We start from the raw sequence: 14,839 nt of genomic DNA on the forward strand, positions 1-14,839 counted from the left end.
ATGGCGCCATGGGAATTAATGCCGCCTCCATGCGTCCTAAAAGAGGCAGCCACAGGGAAGCGCTTCACAGTAAGCTACACATAACCGACATCCGCCCTGTTAGAAACATGCGTCCTTCAAAGCAATCAAGGAGAAGTCCATGCTGATACTCACCCGCAAAGTCGGTGAAAGCATAAATATCGGTGATGACATTACGATCACCATTCTGGGCGTTAGCGGCCAGCAAGTAAGAATCGGCATCAATGCTCCCAAGGATGTTGCCGTGCATCGCGAAGAGATTTACCAGCGCATCCAGGCTGGCCTGACTGCACCGGACAAACGCGAAACACCTTGAAGCCTCCTCAGTAGCCAGCCTGCTCGTCCCCTGTAACGGCTGGCGAAAGCCCCCTTGGCCTGTCTACGGTATTCCGTGATCAGCGCAGCATTCGCGCCAGGCCCAGCCGCCGGTGGTCAGCACACAGGTTCAGCCACGGAACTTGCTGGACATTTGGCAGACAAATCTCTCCAAGAAAGTATCAAAACCTTACAGTGCCTTTGGAGCGCGTTGATGAGGCGATCCCGCAAAGAGCCTTATACCTTCAAGTCCTGGATAATTGCCCTGCTGATTGCCCTGGCCTTCGTGACGCTCGGATATAGCCTCAGGTTTTACATGGAAGGCAGTACCACCGTGCAGGACGCCGAATCGTGGCCTGACCTGGCGCTGTTTCTCTATGGTTATCTGTTCTGCTTCTGCCTCAAGCCCATTCAGGCGGCCATCCAGCGAAAGCTCAATCGCCGTGCGTTTAGGCAGGCTCGCCAGAAAACCCCCTCTTGAAACAGCATTTGGATCCTGTCTTTAAAAGATAAGGCACTCTGGATCGACCCCGGCCTTGTTCAAGGCCTTAGCACACCTGACCGCCACTTTCTGAGATATCACGCGGCGTATTCCAGGCAGCCAGGAGCGCAACCCTCAAGCCTGCAACTGTCGTCGCCAACGCCATCGACGGCTGATGCGCCCCCCCTTGCCCTGGCAGGAAAGGCACATGGATAAACCCACTGCGCACGCCCGACCCAGCCAGGGCATGCTGCAAGTGGTAGAACACCTGGTTGCACACAAAGGTGCCCGCCGTTTGCGACACCGAAGCCGCGCCCCCTGCCTCGCGCACCGCCTTGACCATGGCCTTGACCGGCAAGGTGCTGAAGTAGGCCGCCGGACCTTCAGGGATCACCGCCGTATCGATGGGCTGCACACCGAGGTTGTCGGGGATCCGCGCATCGATGAGATTGATTGCAACCCGCTCGATGGAAATGTCACTACGCCCGGGCCCCAGCCCCGTGGCGATCACCAGTTGCGGCTGATGCTCGGCCAGCAACTGGTCCAAACAGACGCCGGCGGTGGCAAAGGCACAGGGCAACTGGCGGGCGACAATCGTCACCCCCTCTTGCAATTGCACCCCGTCCAGCAGGCGCACGGCCTCCCAGGATGGGTTGATCGGGTCTTGATCGAATGGCTCGAACCCCGTCAGCAGCACAGTCCCCATCACCACCTCACATCAACAGATAAAGAAGGACGATATTGACCAGCAACATCATCAGCGCCGTGGGTATCTGCGCCTTGATCACCGCGTTTTTGTCCGGCAACTCCAACAGCGCCGCAGGCACAATATTGAAGTTCGCCGCCATCGGGGTCATCAGCGTACCGCAGTAGCCGGAGAACATGCCGATGGCCGCCATCACCGCCGGGTTGCCGCCATAAATCCCCACCAGCACCGGCACGCCCACCCCCCCGGTCATGACCGGGAAGGCGGCAAAGCCGTTACCCATGATCACAGTGAACAGCGCCATGCCCAACACATAGACCATCACCGCCACCAGTTTGTAATCCAGGTTGATATAGGTGGTGGTGACGTGAGCCACGGCCGTGCCAACCCCGGCTTCGTTAAACAGCAGGCCGAGCATTGCCAGCATCTGTGGCAGCACCATAGCCCAGCCCAGGGCTTCGGTCAGGCGTCGCGATTCGCGCAAGGCCTGCACCGGGGTATCACGGGTCAGCCAGCAGGCCAACCCCAGGGCAATCAGACAGCCGAGGCCGAGGGACACGAACGTGGTGTTCTTCGGATCCAGCAGCGGTACGCCGCCAATCTCGGTGTGCTTGAGCAGCACCGAGCCGATCACCGTGGTCAACGGAATGGCCAGTGCCGGAATAAACAGTTTATGGCCCAGCCGGCCAGCACTGGCGCGGGACTCCTTGTCATGCAACTCGGCATGTGAACCACGCCCTACCCCGCCGAGCCCGGCGATAAGCGCCATCAGCACCACGCCAATGCCCACCACCACCGACGGTAGGTGCTCGCCCACCAGGAACGGAATGGCGAACAGCAACCAGAACAACGCGGTTGACCAACGCTTGGGGTGGGTGCGGTCAGCCAGGATCATGCCCGCCGTAATCAGCAACAAAACGCCGGCGAGCCAGTACAGGTATTGGATGGAAATGATCATTGCGCGGCCTCCGACTGAGCGTTGACGGGCGCAGTGGCCGTCAGTTCACGCGTCAGCCTTCGGTCAAAGCGGTGCAAACGTATGGCGTGCACAATGAACGCACAAATCGCCGTAGGGATGCCCCACACCGCGATGTGCAGCGGCTCGACATCAATGCCGGAGCCCAGCAGGAAGGTATGCATCAGGGCAATCGCACCAAAGGCCACGAAAATATCTTCACCAAAAAACAGCCCCACGTTGTCTGTGGCGGCACACATTGCCAGGACTTTGTGGCGCACCTTGTCCGGCAACTTGCCGAAGCGCTTCTCGGCAGCCCCTTCCGCCATGGGCGCCAGCAACGGGCGCACCATTTGCGGGTGCCCGCCCAGGCTGGTCAGGCCCATGGCGGCCGTGGATTCGCGAACAAACAGATAAATGATCAACAGGCGCCCGACGGTGGCCCGCTCGAAGCGTGCAATCCAGTTCTGCGCATGCAGACGCAGGCCATGGCGCTCCAGCAGGCCGATAACGGCCAGGGGCAACAGCAGGATCAGTTGCAAGGCACGGGTCTGCAGGAAGCCATCGCCCATGGTGGCGAGGATTTTTTCCAGGGGGAAGTGGGCGGCAAACCCGGTGGCAATCGCCGCCGCTGTCACCACCAGTAATGGATTGAAGCGCAACACAAAGCCGACCACGATGACGAGCACGCCAATCAGCGGCCAAAGGTTCACAACAGTTTGCATGGCGTTGAGTCCTTGATTGCGTGCTGCGACGCCTGCATCGCCGATAAGCGATAACGGGCAGCCCGACGCGGATTTTTATTATTGACCGGGTAGGTCGAGGGTCACTGGCGGGCATCTTTGCTGCTTGGGACGGAGGGTGTCCAACAAGAAAAATTGTTGCTGCAAATCAATAAAGTTTGTGAGGGGATGAGCACCGATCTTCGCGCAAGGGTTTAGCGCACGCAAAACCGCGACACGCCGCCAACGCAGGATTGCTAGTGCTGCGGCGCCCCATCAGGGGCACCGGGCAGTCAGGGTGGTCACCACTGATGGGTGTAACTTGCGGTCAACACCGTACCCGGCGCTGGCAAGTGGCTGGTGTTGTTGCTGCTACGCATCAGTTGGCTGTAGAGCGGGTAGTAGCTGCGATTGAACAGGTTCTGGATCCCCATGCCGAGCTGGTCATTTTCGCTGAGTTGGTATTGGCTGATCAGATCAACGGTGGTGTAACTGTCGACCTTGCGCCGTCCAAAGCTGGCAACGCCATCCAGGCGATAGTCGGCGCCGTCGAAATAGTTGGCCTGCAGGCGGTTGCTCCAGGTTTCGGTCGGCTTGAACTCCAGGTAGGCGGTCAGTTTGAGCGGCGGGATGCGGTACCCGGTCATGTCCTGCCAGTCACGGCCTTCGGGCTGCTCCCGGCCCTTCATCCAAGTAAAGGTGCCGCCGGCGCCCCAGCGCTCATCGTCGGTCAACCAGTCGGCACTGCCTTCTACGCCGTAAATTCGCTCTTGGGTGCGGGTCAGGATCAGGCCATCGTTGAAACTCTGCACATCCCCAAGCTTGGAGGTGGTGTAGAACACGGCCAGCGAGGCCAATGTCTGATCGCCCAACCCACCACGCCAGCCCAGCTCGTAGTTGTTGGTTTTCACCGGTTCCAGGTTGGAGGAACCAAGATCGAACCCTCGCCGGGCATTGCGCAGCTGCACCCCGATATCGGGCAACTGGAAGCCCTGGCTGAACGCCGCGTAGATCTCCTGGCCCGCTACCGGCGAGTAAGTCAGGCTGATATTGGACAGCACTGAATCGTAATGCACCTTGCCCCCGCGGACAGTCGCCGGCTGGGTCGCTGCCGACTCCGAGAGCGGGATAAAGTCATCGTATTGAGCGGTGGCGTATTCATAGCGCACGCCGCCCTCCACCGACCATTGTTCGTTGAGCTTATGTTGCAACTGCGCAAAGCCGCCGAGGCTACGGGTTGTCAGGTCGGGCATGTAGGTGAGCTTGCCGATCTTGTCAAACACCCTGCCACCACTGGCGTCATAGGCTCGCGGGTCGAAGATGTCGATGGGCATGTCGCTGCGCTCCTGGTTGAAGTCAGCGCCCCATAACAACTCCGTATTGCCCTGGCTCCCCAGCGGCGTGCGTAGGGTGACCCGGCTGCCGAATACTTCACTGTTCTGCATGACCTGGTCGACATTACGTCCACGGGTCGCCACTGCACGGGCATCGAACGGCGTGAATCGGGTGAAGTAGTCCCGATAGTAGAGTTGCGCATTAAGCGTGCCGCCCAGTACGTCGGTATGGGCGTACTCCAGGTTGAGCAAGGTGTTCTTGATCTGGTTCTGCTCGGCCAACGACAAACCGGACAACGGGCGCGCAGGCACCGAGCCCGCAGGAAGCCTGGCCACCGACGGGTCGGAGGTGTAGTCGGTGTTCTGCTCGGCATTGTAATGGCTGGCAGACAGTTGAATGCGCTGCACATCATCAAGGCGCAAGCCCAGTTTGCCGCCAACGTTGAAGGTATTGGAATCGAACAGATCGCCCTGGCTGGGCTCTGGCGCCAGGCGGTGCCCGTTGGCGTCGTAGGAGGCGCCAATGTGGCGGGCGCCGAAGTCCAGGGCGTAATCCACCCGGCCCTGGGACCCGGCAACATGATGCTGCAACTGGCCGCCCAGGCCATCGCTGCCCAGCTTGCTCAAGGGCGAGACGGCGCTCAGGCTGGTGCTCGCCCGCGGCTCGCCACCGGCCGGCCGCGTGGTGATCGAGATGATGCCCCCGGTCGCGCCTGCGCCGTAGATCGCACTGCTGCCACGGATCACTTCGATACGCTCGATCAGCGCCGGGTCGATGTTCGCCAGGTTGCGCGAGGAATCGCGGTTGGTATTGAGCGGAACACCGTCGACCAGCACCAGCATCGTCCGTCCACGCAAGGTCTGCCCGTAGTCGGTAATGGTCCGGCTTGAGTCGGCCATGCCCGGGATGCTCTTGGCCAGCAACGTGGCGAGGCTGTCTGAGCCCTGGCGCAGTTGCTCCAGCTGCTTGTGTTCGATGACATTGACCTGGCGGGCCTGGGGCACCAGGTCGCTGTCGAGCCGCGAGGCACTGATGGTCAGGCTGGCCAGCTCCATTGTGCCCGGCGCGGGGTCCGACGCTGGGGAGACATTGGCGGTGCCCCCCTGGACCACCAGGAATGTTTGTTCGTCACGCGCCTGCACCGTCAGCCCGCTTTTGCCGAGCAACCGCTCAAGCGCTTCCTGCAACGTGTAGCGCCCGCGCAAGGCCGGCGCGCTCTTGCCGGCCGTGATTTCACTGGCGAACAGGATCTGTGCCGAGGATTGCCGGGCTACGGCATTCAGGGATTTCTCCAGCGATGCGGCCGGGATATCGAAATCAACCGGGGCCGATTCTGCCAGCGACCATTGGCTCAGGAGCAAGCTGCTGGCCAGCAAGGACATGCGCACCCGCGCGCGCAGGAAGGACTGACTCACGTTTTTATTCTCCACGAAGTAGGGTTACAGGGAGATAGCCGTCAGCACTGCGGCGCAACCCTACCTCGGTTGAAGATTATTTTTTCTAGCCGGGGGAATCGATCAGGACCGAGCCATCGGCCGCAGTGGAGACGCGCACCGCCAGGATCCCGGGCAACAGCGCCAGCAAGCGGTCAACGTGGCCACTGTCAAACACACCGGAAACCGGCAGGCGCGCAAGCCTGGGGTCCATGAGCCTTATAGGCTGACGGTGATAGCGCTGCAGTATGCCGATGACTTCCTCAAGCGGAGTGCTTTCAAAAACCAGCCGGCTTTGTTGCCAGGCGGTGACGTCATCCACGTCAACCCGTTTCACCTGAGCCTCTTGCCCCTTCTGCAAACGCAATTGCTGCCCGGGCTCCAGCGCTGTGACTAAACCGGTAGCGGCCGCCCGCACAGTGACCTTGCCTTCAGCCACGCTGACCTGCACATCCTGTTCCTGACGGCTGACGTTAAAACGCGTGCCCACGACTCGCACCCCAACCAACCCGGCATCGACCAGGAAAGGCCGGTAGACCCTCGGCGACACCTCAAACAACGCCTGCCCCGCCTTCAATTCGACCTGGCGGCTGCGCAGATGCCAGCTGACCGTCATCTGCGTGCTGCTGTCGAGCAGCACCCGAGAGCCATCCGCCAGCTGCAGCGCCTGGCGTTGCCCTACCTGGCTGGCAAAGTGTTCGCTGCGGTAGGCCGGATCGACCCAGGCCACCCCCGCAACCATCGCCAGCAGCAACAGCCCGAGGGTTTTCCCTGTGGGGCGTTTGTTTTTCGCGGGCGTCGACGGGGGCAGCGGAAAACGTTGCTTGAGGTCCTCGCGAACCCGCGCAATGGCCTCCTCCTCCTGGCTGAAGTCCTTGCTCTTGTGTGGGTCGCGATTCATGGCAAGACCTCTGTCCCTAGATGCGTACGGCAGATCCCCATGCCCAGGCGCAGGTGCTTCTCGACGGTTTTCAGGGAAATCCCCAGGCGCGCGGCCACTTCGGCCTGGGGCAATTCATGCACCTTGTGCATGACAAACACCATTTGGCAGCGCGGTGGCAGGCTGGCAATCGCCTCGGTGAGCAACTCCAAGGCCCGCTCCCCAGCCAGATGGCGCTCCTGGCTCGGCGCACCGCAGGCCACTTGCGGCAATACCGAAACGCCGACAACCCAGCCCTGGCGCCGACGCTCGCTTCGATAACGGCTGATCGCCATATCGCTGGCGATCTTGCGCAACAAGGCCACTGGCGTGCGTACACCTGGTTTCTCATCCTGCTCAAGCAACTGCAGGCACAAGTCGTGTATCACTTCGCGGGCAAATATCCGCTCACCAAAACGCCGGCGGACATGATCCACCAACTCGTCGTAGTGCCGAACCAATGCTGCCAGCAGTGTGGGTTTGGGAGGGTCGACCTGCACGATGACCTGCGCGATGAGAGAAGCGGATGCCCTGGAGAGAGGGCAATTGCGCGCAGTATAAATGCGAATACTTTACATTTGAAGCAAAGATCCTGACCCCTGCGCTGCGTCACTGGGTAGCCCGGCAATGAAAGATGGGGCAAGCAGAAACTACGGCCGCAAGTAGGCGAACATATGCTGTACGTAATCGGCTTTACCAAGGGGCACGCCGTTATGACGCAAGATGTTGTAGGCCGTAACCAGGTGAAAGTAGAACTGTGGAATAGCCCAGTTCACAGCGTACTCACTGCCGGTCATATCGAAGGCCATGCCATTGGGTAACTCAATCATTGGGTAACTCAATAGCGATTTCGCGCCCTGCCCCTTCCTCTATTTGAGCGTGGTCCGCTGCATCAAGAATGGCCAACGTATGCTCGATCAATACCTGCGCTGCTGCCAGGCTTTCGGGAGGCGTGAGCAATAACACCGGCTGCCGTGTCAGTCGCTGAACCGCCTCCTGCGCTTGCGTGCACGCGTACTGAATCTGACGGGCCAGATCATGCATATCAGGCGCCAGTCGAGCCCCCAACAAAATTTCCGGGTCATACCCGCGCTCCAGGGCAGAGTCTTGACCCTTGGACAAAAGAGACGCTAACGCGCGCAGCATTTGCGCGAAGCAGGGAATGGTAATGGAGTAGACCGACATAGCTTTTCCCCAAGCAATCATTCAATGCGGGTAAAAGGACCAGCCTTTCTCCCAGGAGGCTGAAGCCTAGCAGACGGTTGCATGCCTTCTACCCTGCTTCTATTGCATCAGCGTTCGCCTATCGGGAGGCAGGAGTGTTGATGTAGATAGGCGCGAGACTGGCATTTTGAATGAAGGTTTTGCAAATCACAGACAACAAAAAAGGGCCCACCTTTCGGTGAGCCCTTCTAGACCGCCCAGCAGAGCGGATTTTGTTTGGTAGGCGCGATTGGACTCGAACCAACGACCCCCACCATGTCAAGGTGGTGCTCTAACCAACTGAGCTACGTGCCTGCTGTGAGGCGGCATTCTACGGAATTCCCAAGGGGTGTCAACACCTTTTTTGCAGCTAAGCCTATGAATATGCGAATTTTTTATTTTTTATCAGCCATGCTGATTTTTTCGGGTGGCTGGCAGGGTATTTTCAACTCAGGTAGGATCGGCGCACTCGTAAAAAATATAAAACAGAGGTTCCAGTATGGCGAACACCCCCTACCCCCAGTCCTATTACGCCGCTTCCGCCAATGCGGCTCCTCCCCGGCCCGCGCTACAAGGTGAAATCGAAACCGACGTGTGCGTGATCGGCGCCGGCTATACCGGACTGTCGAGTGCGCTGTTCCTGCTGGAGAACGGCTTTCGCGTGACGGTACTGGAAGCCGCCAAGGTGGGTTTCGGTGCGTCTGGGCGCAATGGTGGCCAGATAGTCAACAGCTACAGCCGTGATATCGACGTGATCGAGCGCAGCGTCGGCCCCCAGCAGGCACAACTGTTGGGGCAAATGGCGTTCGAGGGCGGCAGGATCATTCGTGAGCGGGTCGCCAAATACCAGATCCAGTGCGACTTGAAAGACGGCGGTGTCTTTGCCGCGCTCAATAGCAAGCACATGGGCCACCTGGAGTCGCAGAAGCGTTTGTGGGAACGCTACGGCCATACCCAGCTGGAGCTGCTCGACGAGCGGCGCATCCGCGAGGTGGTGGCCTGTGAGAACTACGTGGGCGGCCTGCTGGACATGAGTGGCGGGCATATCCATCCGCTCAACCTGGCCCTGGGTGAAGCGGCGGCCGTGGAATCCCTGGGTGGCACGATCTACGAACAGTCCGCCGCCGTGCGTATCGAGCGTGGCGCCAACCCTGTGGTGCACACCGCCCAAGGCAAGGTGAAGGCTAAATTCATCATCGTCGCCGGCAACGCCTACCTGGGCAACCTGGTGCCCGAACTGGCGGCCAAGTCGATGCCCTGCGGCACACAAGTGATTACCACGGCGCCCCTGGGTGATGAACTGGCCAAAACCCTGCTGCCCCAGGATTTTTGTGTCGAAGATTGCAACTACTTGCTCGACTACTACCGACTGACCAGCGACAAGCGCCTGATCTTCGGCGGTGGCGTGGTGTATGGCGCGCGGGATCCGGCGAACATCGAAGCCATCATCCGGCCGAAGATGCTCAAGGCCTTTCCACAACTCAAGGATGTAAAAATCGACTACGCCTGGACCGGCAACTTCCTGCTGACCCTGTCGCGCCTGCCCCAGGTCGGTCGCATCGGCGACAACATCTACTACTCCCAGGGCTGCAGCGGCCATGGTGTGACGTACACCCACCTGGCAGGCAAGGTACTGGCCGAAGCCCTCAGGGGCCAGGCAGAGCGTTTTGATGCATTTGCCGACCTGCCGCACTACCCGTTCCCGGGCGGCCAACTGCTGCGCACGCCATTTGCGGCGCTGGGCGCGTGGTACTACGGGCTGCGGGACAAGCTGGGCTTCTGACACAAGCATTGCAGGCGCCGGTTTGCCGGCTCCTGCAAATCGCCCGATCAAATCGCAGACACAAAAAACCCCGGTCTTTCGACCAGGGTCTTTGCTATCGATCCAATCAAGCATAAAGCTTGTCTTGGCGCTCTCAGGGTGTTCAGTGGACCCTGGAACAGATATGGCGCAGCGGACGGGACTCGAACCCGCGACCCCCGGCGTGACAGGCCGGTATTCTAACCGACTGAACTACCGCTGCGTATCGCTCAGACTGCCGAAGTGTCACCTTCAACCGCCTTCAAACATCTGACTGATCAGCCTTGGCTGTTCAATCTCAAATCCGAAACATCGGACCTGGAAAATATGGCGCAGCGGACGGGACTCGAACCCGCGACCCCCGGCGTGACAGGCCGGTATTCTAACCGACTGAACTACCGCTGCGCGTAGCATTGGACGTAATGGTGGGTGATGACGGGATCGAACCGCCGACCCTCTGCTTGTAAGGCAGATGCTCTCCCAGCTGAGCTAATCACCCTTTACGTTCGGTGCGGGGCGCATCATATACGAAAATTTTGCAATGTGTTGATTTAAATGCAATTTATTTGAAATATCTTGGCCACGACCGCCCGCCCCCTTGAAAACCGGCGTTTGCAGCAGCTAAACGCGAGTCTCTTGCGTTTGCCCAACCCTGGTCCCACAATTAGAAATTATTCTCAATAACACCTGGGCCACGCCGATGTCTGTGGGTGAACCGCCATTCCAACGGGAAATAACCCAGCTCTACAGCGAGCATCATGGCTGGCTGTTCACCTGGCTGCGGCGCAAGTTGGGTTGTCGGCAGAATGCGGCCGACCTGGCACAGGACACTTTCGCCCGCATCCTGCACACCCGTGAGTCGGTGGCGACGATCCGCGAACCCCGGGCCTACTTGAGCACCACCGCGCGCCGCCTGATTATCGACCAGGCCCGACGCAAGCAAATTGAACAGGCCTACCTGCAAGAGCTGGCGCTGACGATCGATGCCCTGGAGGGGTTCCAGTCACCGGAGCAGATCCACACCACCCTCGAAGCCCTGGAACAGATCGCCTTTATCCTTGAAGGCATGCATGAGTATTCGCGCCAGGCGTTTGTGCTCTATTACCTTGAAGAGCTGACTCAAGTGCAGATCGCCCGGCAACTCAAGCTCTCGGAACGCACGGTGCGCAAATACCTGATCCAGGCCCTGGTGCATTGCGGCCACAGTATGGACACCTGAGCCACCCATGCCCGACGCCCGCCAACAGATCGAAGAACAAGCCGCCGAATGGATGCTGCGCCTGCATGAAGGCGAGCTGAGCGAAGCGCAGCGCCTGGCGTTCGAGTGCTGGAAACAACAAGGCCCCCACTACGCCGCAGCCGCCGCACGCATGGAAGCGGTGATTTCGCGGATGCAGGCCCTGCGCGGGAAAAAATCCCCGGCGCGGGCGGCGCTGAATGCAGCGTTCGCCGAGAAAAAAGCGCGGCGCGGCAAACGTGCGCTACGCAGCCTGTTGCTGGCGGGCAGCCTGGCCTTGCCGGCGACGGCGCTGCTGTTGAGCCCTTACCCACAACAATGGATGGCCGATGTGCGCAATGGCCCCGACCAGTGGCAAACCCTGCGCCTGGCAGACGGCTCGGCGCTGAGCCTCAATGGCATCAGCGCGGCCAACTTGCATTTCGACGCCACGCAGCGGCGCATCGACCTGCTGCAAGGCGAGATCCTGGTGCAAGTGGCCCACGATCAGGCACGGCCATTTATCGTACAGACCGCCCACGGCAGCCTGCGCGCGCTGGGCACGCGGTTTGTGGTCAAGCGCGAGGGCGATAGCACCGTGCTGACCATGCTCGAATCCCGCGTGGCTGCCCATAGCGCCGATGCCCGGCAGACCCTGGAGGTCGCCGCCGGCTCCCAGGCCCTGATCAGCACCGACAGCGTACGCCTGACCGGCAGCATCGACCCAGCCAGCATCAACGAAGCCTGGCGCCGCCACCAACTGGTGGTGGAAAACCGGCCATTGCCCGAAGTGCTGGATGAAATCGCCCGGCATCGCGCAGGCCGCCTGCAATTTGATCGTGCCGCGCTACAGGGCCTGCGAGTGTCGGCGGTAATCCCCCTGGATGACAGCGACCACGCCCTGCAACTGCTGGCGCAGGCCCTGCCGATAAAACTGCGCGCCTTTACCCCGTGGCTGATCGTGGTCAACCCTGACCCCACACCCAAAAAATAATTATTCGCATTGGCTTCCGGTTTTTGCGCAGTTGCCCGTCAAGCAAGGTAATTCGACACCGAAAGGATTGCCTTGACCATGCACACCCCTTCCTCCCCCCGTGGACGCTTTGGCCTACTGAGAAGCGCGCCGTTTTCCCTGGCCATGCTCGCCGTCACCGTTGGCGCCTTGCACAGCAGCCCGGCCCAGGCGGATATGGCCAGCACCGTTGCCCAGGCTTACAACATTCCTGCCGGGCCTCTGGGCAGTTCGCTCAACCGCTTTGCCCAGCAGGCCGGCGTGGCGCTTGTGTTCCAGTCCCGCGAGCTGGAAGGCCTCGCTGGCCCAGGCCTGCAAGGCAACTACGGGATCCAGGACGGCTTCGACCGGTTGCTGCAGGGCAGCGGCTACGTCGCGGTCAAGGGCAACCAGGGGTATGCGCTGCAACCCGCGCCCACCGCCAGCAACGGCACCCTGGAGCTGGGCCCGACCCAAGTCAGCGGCAACCAGCTGGGTAACGTCACCGAAGACAGCGGCTCCTACACCCCCGGCAGCATTGCCACCGCCACGCGCCTGGTGCTGACGCCCAAGGAAACCCCGCAATCGGTCAGTGTTGTTACGCGCCAGTACATGGATGACTTCGGCCTGAACACCGTCGACGATGTGATGCGCCATACCCCGGGCATCACCGTGTCGGCCTTCGACAGCGAGCGCAGCAACTACTACGCCCGGGGTTTTTCGATCAATAACTTCCAGTACGACGGCATTCCCTCGACGGCGCGCAACGTCGCCTATTCGGCGGGCAACACCCTGAGCGACATGGCGATCTATGACCGCGTCGAAGTGCTCAAGGGCGCCACCGGCCTGCTCACCGGCGCCGGCTCCCTGGGCGCGACGATCAACCTGGTGCGCAAGAAGCCCACCGCCGATTTCCGGGGGCATGCCACCCTGGGCGCCGGTTCCTGGGACAACTACCGCAGCGAACTGGACGTCAGCGGCCCGCTGACCGAGAGCGGCACTGTGCGCGGCCGGGCAGTCGCGGCCTACCAGGACAAGCACTCGTTCATGGACCACTACTCGCGCAAGAGCCCGACGTACTACGGCATCATGGAGTTCGACCTGTCGCCGGACACCCTGCTGACTGTCGGCGGCGATTACCAGGATACGTTGCCCAAGGGCTCTTCCTGGTCAGGCAGCTTCCCGCTGATCAATTCCAAGGGCGAACGCAACAAGGTCAAGCGCTCGTTCAATAACGCCGCCGACTGGAGCAGCTGGGAGCAATACACCCGCACCGTGTTCGCCATGCTCGAACATGACCTGGGCAACGGTTGGGTGACCAAGCTGCAACTGGACCACAAGATCAACGGCTACCACGCACTGATGGGCTCGATCCAGGGCGACCAGCCGCAGCCCGACGGCACCGCACAACTCACCTCGGGCAAATACACCGGGGAAACGGTCAGCGACTCGGCCGACTTGTACGTGAGTGGCCCATTCAGCCTCGGCGGCCGGGAACATGAACTGGTGCTGGGCGGCTCCATCAGTGCCTCCGAATGGAAAGGCAAAGGCTATTGGAACCTCAGCCCGAACATCGTCGATTTCAATAACTGGCACGGCCACGCCACCCTCCCGGACTGGGGCAATGCCCAATCCCTGACCGACGATACCGTACGCCAGACCGGCGCCTATGTGACCACGCGCCTGAACCTGGCCGATGACCTCAAGCTGCTGCTCGGTGGTCGCGTGGTCAACTACCAGGTCACCGGCTACAACCCCAATTACCGCGAGTCCGGGCGCTTTGTGCCGTATGTCGGCGCGGTCTACGACTTGAACGACACCTACTCGGTGTACGCCAGCTACACCGATATTTTCATGCCCCAGGAAAACTACAACCGCGATCGGGACAACAAGCTGCTTGAGCCGGATGAAGGGCAAAACTGGGAGCTGGGGGTGAAAGCCGACTTCCTCGACGGCCGGGTGAACGCCAGCGCGGCGTACTTTGAAATCCATGAATCCAATCGCGCGCTGTCGGATGACGCCTACAACAATCAGACGCCGATCCCATCCAACTATGCCTATAAGAGCAGCAAGGCCGTGACCAAGGGCTACGAAGTGGAGATGTCCGGCGAGATCGCCCCCGGCTGGCAGCTCCAGGCCGGCTACACCCACAAGATCGTGCGCGATGACAAGGACGTGAAGATCTCCACGTTCGAGCCTGAAGACCAGATCAAGCTGTACACCACCTACAAACTCAAGGGCGAGCTCGACAAGTTGACCGTCGGCGGCGGCGTGCGCTGGCAGAGCGTGGGTTGGCAGGATATCTACAACACCCCGCATAACGGGTATGAAGAGTTTTCCCAGCAAGCCTACTGGCTGGTGGACCTGATGACCCGTTACCAGGTCACCAAAAATCTGTCGGCGACACTGAACGTCAACAACATCTTCGACAAGTCCTACTACACCAATATCGGCTTCTATAACTCGGCGGCCTACGGTGAACCGCGTAACTTCATGGTCACCACGCGCTGGGATTTCTAAGCGCCCCATAAAAAACGCCGCCGGTCATCGGAAATGATCGGCGGCGTTTTTTATGGCCAGGGATTTTCACAAACCCCAGACAGCAAAAAGCCCGCTCAATGAGCGGGCTTTGTGTGGTGACCTGGCGTTCAGTGTTCCAGGTTACCGAATATGGCGCAGCGGACGGGACTCGAACCCGCGACCCCCGGCGTGACAGGCCGGTATTCTAACCGACTGAACTACCG

At 60.4% G+C, this 14,839-nt stretch carries 14 protein-coding genes and 4 tRNA genes; 6 read left to right on the forward strand and 12 right to left on the reverse strand.

Annotated features, from left to right (window positions below):
• Window positions 1–139 precede the first annotated feature (139 nt).
• Both csrA and AC07W7_RS18325 read left to right on the forward strand, forming a co-directional pair.
• On the forward strand, window positions 140–334 hold the full coding sequence (gene csrA / locus AC07W7_RS18320; protein WP_007920550.1) for a carbon storage regulator CsrA: 195 nt from the start codon (window positions 140–142) through the stop codon (window positions 332–334).
• A 213-nt stretch (window positions 335–547) separates the two neighbouring features.
• On the forward strand, window positions 548–814 hold the full coding sequence (locus AC07W7_RS18325; protein WP_099168903.1) for a hypothetical protein: 267 nt from the start codon (window positions 548–550) through the stop codon (window positions 812–814).
• 67 nt (window positions 815–881) lie between these two features.
• Here AC07W7_RS18325 and pcp read toward each other — a convergent pair whose 3' ends face one another.
• The 9 genes from pcp to AC07W7_RS18370 form a co-directional block, all read right to left on the reverse strand.
• Window positions 882–1,520 carry a pyroglutamyl-peptidase I gene (gene pcp / locus AC07W7_RS18330; protein WP_495039847.1) on the reverse strand — a complete coding sequence of 213 codons (639 nt, stop codon included), beginning with the start codon at window positions 1,518–1,520 and terminating at the stop codon, window positions 882–884.
• Between the two features lie 7 nt (window positions 1,521–1,527).
• Window positions 1,528–2,478 (reverse strand): DUF979 domain-containing protein, encoded by a 951-nt coding sequence (locus AC07W7_RS18335; protein WP_076964980.1) that lies wholly within the window; start codon window positions 2,476–2,478, stop codon window positions 1,528–1,530.
• Window positions 2,475–3,200, reverse strand: coding sequence for a DUF969 domain-containing protein (locus tag AC07W7_RS18340; protein ID WP_099168904.1), 726 nt, complete (start codon window positions 3,198–3,200; stop codon window positions 2,475–2,477). Before AC07W7_RS18340 ends, AC07W7_RS18335 begins: the two co-directional genes overlap by 4 nt.
• Window positions 3,201–3,499: 299 nt before the next feature.
• Window positions 3,500–5,914 (reverse strand): TonB-dependent receptor, encoded by a 2,415-nt coding sequence (locus tag AC07W7_RS18345; RefSeq protein ID WP_495039853.1) that lies wholly within the window; start codon window positions 5,912–5,914, stop codon window positions 3,500–3,502.
• A 118-nt stretch (window positions 5,915–6,032) separates the two neighbouring features.
• A complete protein-coding gene (locus tag AC07W7_RS18350; RefSeq protein ID WP_495039848.1) occupies window positions 6,033–6,866 on the reverse strand; it encodes a FecR family protein in 834 nt (277 codons plus the stop codon).
• On the reverse strand, window positions 6,863–7,384 hold the full coding sequence (locus AC07W7_RS18355) for an RNA polymerase sigma factor (protein WP_076964983.1): 522 nt from the start codon (window positions 7,382–7,384) through the stop codon (window positions 6,863–6,865). The genes AC07W7_RS18350 and AC07W7_RS18355 overlap by 4 nt, the downstream gene beginning before the upstream one ends.
• A gap of 150 nt (window positions 7,385–7,534) precedes the next feature.
• The gene (locus AC07W7_RS18360; RefSeq protein ID WP_495039849.1) at window positions 7,535–7,714 is read right to left on the reverse strand and encodes a DUF1993 family protein; all 180 of its coding nucleotides are present in this window, start codon (window positions 7,712–7,714) and stop codon (window positions 7,535–7,537) included.
• Window positions 7,707–8,069 (reverse strand): DUF1993 family protein, encoded by a 363-nt coding sequence (locus AC07W7_RS18365; protein WP_495039850.1) that lies wholly within the window; start codon window positions 8,067–8,069, stop codon window positions 7,707–7,709. Before AC07W7_RS18365 ends, AC07W7_RS18360 begins: the two co-directional genes overlap by 8 nt.
• A 256-nt stretch (window positions 8,070–8,325) precedes the next feature.
• A tRNA-Val gene (locus tag AC07W7_RS18370) sits at window positions 8,326–8,402 on the reverse strand.
• 184 nt (window positions 8,403–8,586) lie between these two features.
• Here AC07W7_RS18370 and AC07W7_RS18375 point away from each other — a divergent pair.
• Window positions 8,587–9,870 carry an NAD(P)/FAD-dependent oxidoreductase gene (locus AC07W7_RS18375; RefSeq protein WP_076965020.1) on the forward strand — a complete coding sequence of 428 codons (1,284 nt, stop codon included), beginning with the start codon at window positions 8,587–8,589 and terminating at the stop codon, window positions 9,868–9,870.
• 164 nt (window positions 9,871–10,034) lie between these two features.
• On the opposite strand, the gene AC07W7_RS18380 is transcribed toward AC07W7_RS18375, so the two are convergent.
• The 3 genes from AC07W7_RS18380 to AC07W7_RS18390 form a co-directional block, all read right to left on the reverse strand.
• Window positions 10,035–10,111: transfer RNA gene (locus AC07W7_RS18380), tRNA-Asp, on the reverse strand.
• 105 nt (window positions 10,112–10,216) lie between these two features.
• Window positions 10,217–10,293: transfer RNA gene (locus AC07W7_RS18385), tRNA-Asp, on the reverse strand.
• 18 nt (window positions 10,294–10,311) lie between these two features.
• Window positions 10,312–10,387, reverse strand: a tRNA-Val gene (locus AC07W7_RS18390).
• 201 nt (window positions 10,388–10,588) lie between these two features.
• On the opposite strand from AC07W7_RS18390, the gene AC07W7_RS18395 reads away from it, so the two are divergent.
• The 3 genes from AC07W7_RS18395 (at window position 10,589) to AC07W7_RS18405 (ending at window position 14,615) form a co-directional block, all read left to right on the forward strand.
• Window positions 10,589–11,107, forward strand: coding sequence for a sigma-70 family RNA polymerase sigma factor (locus tag AC07W7_RS18395; protein ID WP_099168767.1), 519 nt, complete (start codon window positions 10,589–10,591; stop codon window positions 11,105–11,107).
• 7 nt (window positions 11,108–11,114) lie between these two features.
• Window positions 11,115–12,098 carry a FecR family protein gene (locus AC07W7_RS18400; RefSeq protein ID WP_236310229.1) on the forward strand — a complete coding sequence of 328 codons (984 nt, stop codon included), beginning with the start codon at window positions 11,115–11,117 and terminating at the stop codon, window positions 12,096–12,098.
• Between the two features lie 78 nt (window positions 12,099–12,176).
• Window positions 12,177–14,615, forward strand: a complete 2,439-nt coding sequence (locus AC07W7_RS18405) for a TonB-dependent siderophore receptor (RefSeq protein WP_236310228.1) — start codon at window positions 12,177–12,179, stop codon at window positions 14,613–14,615.
• The last annotated feature ends 224 nt before the right edge of the window (window positions 14,616–14,839 follow it).

The organism is Pseudomonas sp. GW821-FHT01D09, from assembly GCF_059422465.1.

Bases quoted from the DNA above. Each gene is read 5' to 3' on its own strand.
- csrA (WP_007920550.1), top strand. From the start codon at position 140: ATGCTGATACTCACCCGCAAAGTCGGTGAAAGCATAAATATCGGTGAT.
- AC07W7_RS18325 (WP_099168903.1), top strand. From the start codon at position 548: ATGAGGCGATCCCGCAAAGAGCCTTATACCTTCAAGTCCTGGATAATT.
- pcp (WP_495039847.1), bottom strand. From the start codon at position 1,520: ATGGGGACTGTGCTGCTGACGGGGTTCGAGCCATTCGATCAAGACCCG.
- AC07W7_RS18335 (WP_076964980.1), bottom strand. From the start codon at position 2,478: ATGATCATTTCCATCCAATACCTGTACTGGCTCGCCGGCGTTTTGTTG.
- AC07W7_RS18340 (WP_099168904.1), bottom strand. From the start codon at position 3,200: ATGCAAACTGTTGTGAACCTTTGGCCGCTGATTGGCGTGCTCGTCATC.
- AC07W7_RS18345 (WP_495039853.1), bottom strand. From the start codon at position 5,914: ATGTCCTTGCTGGCCAGCAGCTTGCTCCTGAGCCAATGGTCGCTGGCA.
- AC07W7_RS18350 (WP_495039848.1), bottom strand. From the start codon at position 6,866: ATGAATCGCGACCCACACAAGAGCAAGGACTTCAGCCAGGAGGAGGAG.
- AC07W7_RS18360 (WP_495039849.1), bottom strand. From the start codon at position 7,714: ATGATTGAGTTACCCAATGGCATGGCCTTCGATATGACCGGCAGTGAG.
- AC07W7_RS18365 (WP_495039850.1), bottom strand. From the start codon at position 8,069: ATGTCGGTCTACTCCATTACCATTCCCTGCTTCGCGCAAATGCTGCGC.
- AC07W7_RS18375 (WP_076965020.1), top strand. From the start codon at position 8,587: ATGGCGAACACCCCCTACCCCCAGTCCTATTACGCCGCTTCCGCCAAT.
- AC07W7_RS18395 (WP_099168767.1), top strand. From the start codon at position 10,589: ATGTCTGTGGGTGAACCGCCATTCCAACGGGAAATAACCCAGCTCTAC.
- AC07W7_RS18400 (WP_236310229.1), top strand. From the start codon at position 11,115: ATGCCCGACGCCCGCCAACAGATCGAAGAACAAGCCGCCGAATGGATG.
- AC07W7_RS18405 (WP_236310228.1), top strand. From the start codon at position 12,177: ATGCACACCCCTTCCTCCCCCCGTGGACGCTTTGGCCTACTGAGAAGC.